Source organism: Mesorhizobium salmacidum (SeqCode) (assembly GCF_037179605.1).
In the GTDB taxonomy this organism is placed as follows: domain Bacteria; phylum Pseudomonadota; class Alphaproteobacteria; order Rhizobiales; family Rhizobiaceae; genus Mesorhizobium; species Mesorhizobium salmacidum.
The window spans coordinates 1-6,525 of the sequence record NZ_JAPYKS010000061.1; the positions used below are offsets into that span (position 1 = coordinate 1).

Here is a 6,525-nt window from a genome sequence, read left to right on the forward strand (position 1 = left end):
TGGCTTGAACTTTTGCGGATCTGATTGAGGAACTCGAACGTGTCATCGAGGTGCCGACGCCAAAGCGCAGGGTGCTTCCATAACGCATTGCTTCGATGATGGTCGTTTGCCGCTGGGGTGAGATTGAGGGGCATCAGGCTTCTCGCATCGCTGGCCGACCGGGTGCTGGCCAAAAACTGTCCTCGCTTCTCCCATCAATGAGCGATGTTGCTGCGGTTTAGCTTGGCAATGTCTAGGTACCCAGCGAACCCGAGCCGGCCGGCGGACCATCCATCCGGTTGCGCCCGTCCCCTGATGCCGAAACCGCGTGTGATTGTCTGCTATGCTCAGTCTGAGTATATCCGAGATATTGCTTTCGGCATCATCGGAGTCAACCCCTGGCACAACGGGTCGTCCGGACCTGCGACGGTCCGTGCAGCTGGCGCTAGCGGAACTGAGCAGCGCGCACCGGGTTTGCAGTGAGCCCTCTATCTGGAGTCCCGGCCATCTTGCCTCCCCAGCGCCTTTACGGCGAGCGCGTCACACCGCTCGGCGTGCGGATTGACGAATTGAGTCCGGCAACGTCCTTTTCGTTGTCTGTCACCAACACGCACTCGTTCGCGCCGGCAACGGCGACTATGATCATGTCGAGACGTGGCTGGCCGGCTGCTTTCCCTTTCGCTATTAGCTGCGCCCAGATCAGCGCCGCCTTGTCGTCGAACGATAGGATACGGTTCGCAAACAGCGCCTGCGGTCCTTCGGGCCCCGAGAACCACTTGTCGAGCGCGTCGCGTTTTTTGCTCGTGGCTTCTCCAAAATACCACGGCGGATTTCCGCAAGCGTCATCGACGCGATGAACAGATCCTCGTCGCGCTGTGACGACATCCATGCCGCGAGCGACTCCGATGGCTGCGGTTTGACAACATTACTGATGATGTTGGTATCAAGCAGGTAGCGCGTCACAGGTTCGACTTTGCGCCCTCTTGCTGGGGACGTGACAGAACGAGATCGGCCCCTACCAGCGGCGACGCAATGCGACTCCGCCCTGCCAGCGATCGAGCTGTTCACGGAAGCTCTGAGCTTCGGGGGTGTCCTCCGACAGCCGCTTGGAGATCGATCGGATCAGATCGCGATCAGCGTCCCGGCCGAGTACTTCGAAGCGCGCTAAGCCGCGTAGGCCGAATGGGGACCGATGGTGGTGAATGGCACGCTTCGGGAAGCATCAATCCGTCCGCATCCGAGATCCGGTTGGATCGAATGCAGCTGCAAACTGCATTCTCCCTAACGTCCTCTTTCCTGCGATATCGACTTCCACCGCCTTGCCGTCGACCGCGTCACGCACATGTGCTAGCGAGATCGGCGCACCCACTCTGAAGCCATATGCGGCGGAAGTGGTCTGCCCCGCGAGCTCGCCATCGACGTAGACTGGCTCGCGACCGAGCGGTACTGCTGCGTCGTCGTCCATCACGATCGTCACAAGCGACCGTCGTAGGGCCTCGCGCTTTCGGGCCAGAGCCTCGGCCCCGACAAATCCCCCGGCCTTCGCCATCTTTTCCAAGCCGATCTCGACGGGGCTCAAATCCCCATCCAGTTCGTGCCCTATAGCTGCGAAGCCCTTTTCGATACGCATCGAGGTTTGCGCGTATAAGCCGGCGGGCCTGGCACCGGCCATCACAAGACCATCGTAGACGGCGCCGGCATTCTCAACGTTGCAGGTGATTTCCCAGCCTGCTTCGCCGACGTAGGACATTCGGACCGCGCGCACGGGCGTCCCCATGAGATGTGCAGTGCCGACCTGGAAGTAGCCGAGCTTCTTGAGTTCCGGCGCTCCGCACTCCACGGCGACCTGGGCCGCTGCCGGCCCCATCAGCGCCAGTTGAGCGAGGCTCTCGGTAACATCCGTCAAGACGACATCGGAATCAGCCATCTGACCTTCAAGCCAGGCGAGGTCGTGACGCACCGAAGTCGTTCCAACAAACAGTCGATAGTGATCGTCAGATATGCGATGGGCAGTGAGGTCGCTTACGTAGTTGCCTTGTTCGTTCAATATTGCGGTGTAAATCGCCGTTCCCGCCGGCCGGTCCATGTTTCGCATACAAATACGCTGGAGGAATCTGCAAGCGTCGATTCCCTGGACGTCGATCTTTCCGAACGTTGAAGCATCGAAGATCGCAGCACCTTCGTGGGCCGTTTTGACTTCTGCGCGGACGTTCTCGAACCAATCCGGCCGGCCGAAGCCGAGCTTCGGCTCACTGGTGGCTCCGAAATATAGCGGGCGTTCCCAGCCGTAGAACTGGCCCATCAGTGCACCGGCTGCTCGGAACCGCGAATCAAGAGGTGTCAGGCGCAAATTACGTGCAGTGCGTCGCTGGCGACCAGGATAGGAGAGCTCGTAATGCGCTCCGAGCACTTCCGGGGCACGCGCCATGAGGTGCTCGACGGAGTTGAAGACCGGCGGGAAGCGCTTGGCATCGGCCTCGCTCAGATCATAGGCGGTCCGGCCGAGAACGATACAATGAGCTAAATTCATCCCGGCGCCGCCGCCCGAGGCAAGGCCGACGGAATTCATTCCGCACCCCAAAAAGAGTCCACGCGTCTCGGCGGCTTCACCCAACATGAACATTCCGTCGGGCGTGAAACTCTCAGGCCCGTTCAGCAGCATCTTGACCTCCGCCGTTTCAAGCGCCGGGATACGCTTCATGGCGGCTAGCATCATTGGCTCGAAATGATCCCAGTTTTCCGGAAGCAAACCGAACTCGAAGGTTTCATCCAAGGCGCCTGGGGCGATCGGTCTTGCATGTGGTTCGAAACAACCGGTTAGCAGGCCGCCACTATCGTCGCGAAAATAGAGGTGATTATCGTGATCCCCGAGCGTCGGCAGATTTCCCTTCAGACCTTCTATCGGTTTAGTCAAGAGATAAAAATGCTCGCAGGCAAGCACCGGCAAGGCCGCATTTCCCATCGCCCCGACCTCACGCGACCACAGTCCCGCACAAATGGCGATCGAGTCGCAATTGACAATGCCGGCGGTGGTCTCGACAGCTTTAACGCGCCCATTCCGGGTAATAATTCCAGTAACGCCCGTATTCTCAAATATCCGCGCCCCCAGTGCTTTGGCCGATTTGGTCAATGCCGCGCAGGCATCCGATGGTGAGATACGTCCGTCGTCGGGGGACCAGAGGGCGCCAAGCACGTCGTCTATCTTGACGAGTGGCCATAATTCCTTCGCTTCGCCGGGTTCGATCCACTCGGCCCTCAACCCGACAGCATGCGATTGTGCCTTCTGCCGACGCAGATGCGTCTCGCGGTCGGGCGTGGTGGCGAGAGCGAGCGAACCCTTCTGTATCCACCCCACCGACTGCCCGGTCTCCCTCTCGAGCTGAGAGTACAAATCGACGGAATATTGGACCATTCGCGTCATGTTATGCGAATGCCGCAAGGCACGCACCTGGGCCGCAGAATGCCAGGTCGTGCCCGACGTCAGTTTGTTCCGTTCTAAGAGGATTGCGTCGGACACACCCATCTTTACAAGATGATAGAGGGTGGAGCAGCCCATGATCCCGCCGCCTATTACGACGACAGACGCATGAGACGGCAGAGCTGATGCAGACATCGGTCTTCCCGTTGTTGATTGAATTGGTAGGCCGGCTACAGGTAAGGCTTGATTTTGTGCAAGGCTGCGAACACGGCATCGGCCATTTCTTCGATGTCCCGCTCCGACATGGCCGTAGACAGGAAACCAGTAGCCGTCTCGACCATGAGCAGCCCGCCCTCGAACAGATGCCCGACAAATGCTGAAAGAAGCGCAGCTCTCTCCGGCGGCAGGTAAGCCTGGCGGTAATTCTCAGGCGCATCCGGCGACAGATGAATTCGGAAGATTGACCCACGACCGGTGACGCAAGCAGGCACGTCGGCTGTTTTGATCACCTCACCGATCATGCTGCGCGCGCGGTCACCCAATGCATTGAGCCTCTCAACAGCTTCCCGGTCGTACAACTTCATTGCCATATGGCCGGCGGTCATGGTCACTGGATTAGCCGAGAAAGTCCCATAGAGGGGGAAAGGAGCGGGTCGGTGCAACGGATTCATAACTTCCATCACCTCTGCTCGTCCAGCGATGCCCCCGATGGGAAAGCCACCACCGATCATCTTTCCCAGGGCAGTGATATCCGGTTGCACATCATACCATTGCTGCGCACCTCCGACCGCGGACCGGAACGTGACGACCTCATCGAAGATCAAAAGCGCTCCATTTTGTTCAGTCCAGCGTCGCAGCGCTCCTACGAAGTCTCTGGCCGCCGGAATCAGGCCGACGCGATGAGGAAGCAGATCGATGAGAACGCACGCCAATTCGTCCCTGTGTGCGTCGAGTATAGCCAGCGCGCGCGGAACGTCATTGAATGGAATGACAACGACATCGTCCAGTGCGCGCTGAGGCGTGCCCTGTGACACTGGAACGCTTAAAGGGCGCTCCGGCTGTCCCCAATTTTCCGGCCTGGCCGTCTGACTTGTCTCGGCGTAGTCGTAAAGGCCGTGATAAGCCCCTTCCACTTTTGCGATTTTTGGCCGGTGCGTGAATGCTCTGGCAGCTTTGAGGCTGGCCATAACCGCCTCGGTTCCGGAATTCACGAACCGGATTTTTTCAAAAGCAGCATTGCGGCCGCACATGTGCTCGGCATATTCGATCTCGACTTCTGTACCAACGGTGAAGGCGGTTCCTTTTTGCAACTGCTTGCCCACGGCAGCAATAATCGGGGCGTGTGCGTGTCCGTGAATTAGCGAGGCAACATTATTCGCAAAGTCGATGCGGCGAACGCCCTCTACATCATAGACGTAGCAGCCTTGTCCCCGCTCAACATAGATCGGATGCGGTTTGCGCAAAATCGTGTTTCGGCTACATCCGCCAGGCATCACAGCCTTCGCACGTTCGAACAGAATTGCACTTCTGGTCATTTCTGAACTATCCCTGTGCATCGCGTTTCCCCACAGCGACCGGCGCTCCATAACTTAGCTTCTCCCGCTTCCGATACGTTCAGCTGGTGGACAGCGATGAATTGGGAACAGGGAATTTCTGAGGATTCCGACAGCGCTTCGGGCCGCTCATAGCGCAGGGCGATCCCCTGCGCTGAATACATTGATCGCACAATGTCCATCTCACGCAGTATAGGCCAAGCACCCTTTTCTCGAACACAAGAGTTGCAGAGGGCAGGTTGGATACCTTTCATGGGCCAGGAAGATAGTTCATATTCTCATCTGCTGAATAGCCTAGTCGGCGTTTCCGATGCATTTTGACAATCAGACTGCATCAGGTAACCAATTCAGTGCACCTCGGTAGAAGTTAACTTTATGCGAAGGGTAGCAATCGCCAAAAAAAATGAGAATCTGTTTCAAATGCCTCAAAAGAGGGCGTCACATGGATGATTGCGACACGCGCAGTCGGATGCAACGAACCGCGCCCGCGCCCTGGGCGCCTCCGCCGTCGACCTTCCATCCGCCAGCGCCCTGCCGGCCTCGTTCGCAATCCTGACTTCTGGCAGCTAGCCGATGGCTTAGCTGGCCAGGACTCCGGCATCGCCTCTAGATCTTGGCATGGGGAATGATGCGCAGTTGCTTCTTGCGATGACCACGAGTGCCGCGCGACAACCGCGGCAGCCGATGACCCGGTTGCCTATGCTTCCAGAAACCGCCGTCTTGATTGGCGACCCATAGATATAGTGCGACACGAAGTGCGCAAGGAGACCGGCGCTACGCGCGGTGAAGTGACGACTTTGGACTCTGCTGCTAGACACCAGTCCCGTGAGAGCGTGGTCCGCTGCGCCGGCAGGTGCTGGCCGCAAACAGATCGTCCGGCGAAGATCGCGCTTTGTTGTCTCCAGTCGATCCTTGATGGCCAACTCATCTCGTCCTGGCCCCCATGCCGACCTATGCGGCGCGAGCGGGTCGCGGACATGGCGGCGGCATGCTCGTTGAAGCACGTCGGGGTGGCAGCGCGCGGCCCGGGGCCGCTCCGTGCCTTCTCATGCGTGTGCGGGCGCCGCGCGGATGCCGCCATGGCAACCGCAACTCACTGCCATAATCCGGCATCTGTTGACGAAGGGCGATTGCTACGGGTGGCGCGGCCTAGATGCCAAAAAGCTGCGCGACCTGGAACTCAAGGCTGAAAGCGAGGAATTCGCGGCCGGAAAGGAGCCGCGCACGCCTACAACATTGGAAGCCGTCGACATGAAGAGCGGCGCTGGGTTGAGCATGCTGTAGGCGCCTATACCCGCTTCATTGAAGGGTGGAACGTGCGAGTTCCAAAGAAGGCACTGGACCTCCAATGGCGATGTGCTTGCCGGACAACCGCAGGCGGCGATAGGCCAGGATGTGGCCGGCGTGATGTGGGGCCGCGGAGAGGCCGGGTCGTCCCCAAGCCTTGTACCGCTTGTCCAGACACAGTCCGCGCCGCACGGCCTTGGAAAGATGACCTTCTAGACTAGCAGGCTTCTCTGATTGGGGTCGTTGAGGTCAAGCTCCTCCTGATATTTTTCCGGATCATGTCGCCCC

3 protein-coding genes and 1 pseudogene are annotated in these 6,525 nt (G+C 58.9%); 1 reads left to right on the plus strand and 3 read right to left on the minus strand.

All coding sequences use genetic code 11. The annotated features are described in order from the left end of the window. Positions 1-505: 505 nt before the first annotated feature. The 3 genes and pseudogenes from O7A60_RS31510 to O7A60_RS31520 form a co-directional block, all read right to left on the minus strand. Positions 506-942, minus strand: a pseudogene (locus tag O7A60_RS31510) (PIN domain-containing protein). 259 nt (positions 943-1,201) lie between these two features. After that, on the minus strand, positions 1,202-3,592 hold the full coding sequence (locus tag O7A60_RS31515) for a GcvT family protein (RefSeq protein ID WP_337109549.1): 2,391 nt from the start codon (positions 3,590-3,592) through the stop codon (positions 1,202-1,204). 35 nt (positions 3,593-3,627) lie between these two features. Then, a complete protein-coding gene (locus O7A60_RS31520; protein ID WP_337109550.1) occupies positions 3,628-4,932 on the minus strand; it encodes an aspartate aminotransferase family protein in 1,305 nt (434 codons plus the stop codon). A 1,134-nt stretch (positions 4,933-6,066) separates the two neighbouring features. On the opposite strand from O7A60_RS31520, the gene O7A60_RS31525 reads away from it, so the two are divergent. After that, on the plus strand, positions 6,067-6,234 hold the full coding sequence (locus O7A60_RS31525) for a hypothetical protein (RefSeq protein WP_337109551.1): 168 nt from the start codon (positions 6,067-6,069) through the stop codon (positions 6,232-6,234). The last annotated feature ends 291 nt before the right edge of the window (positions 6,235-6,525 follow it).

Excerpts from the sequence above, each read along its gene's own strand:
- O7A60_RS31515 (WP_337109549.1), bottom strand. The coding sequence starts at position 3,592 with ATGTCTGCATCAGCTCTGCCGTCTCATGCGTCTGTCGTCGTAATAGGC.
- O7A60_RS31520 (WP_337109550.1), bottom strand. The coding sequence starts at position 4,932 with ATGACCAGAAGTGCAATTCTGTTCGAACGTGCGAAGGCTGTGATGCCT.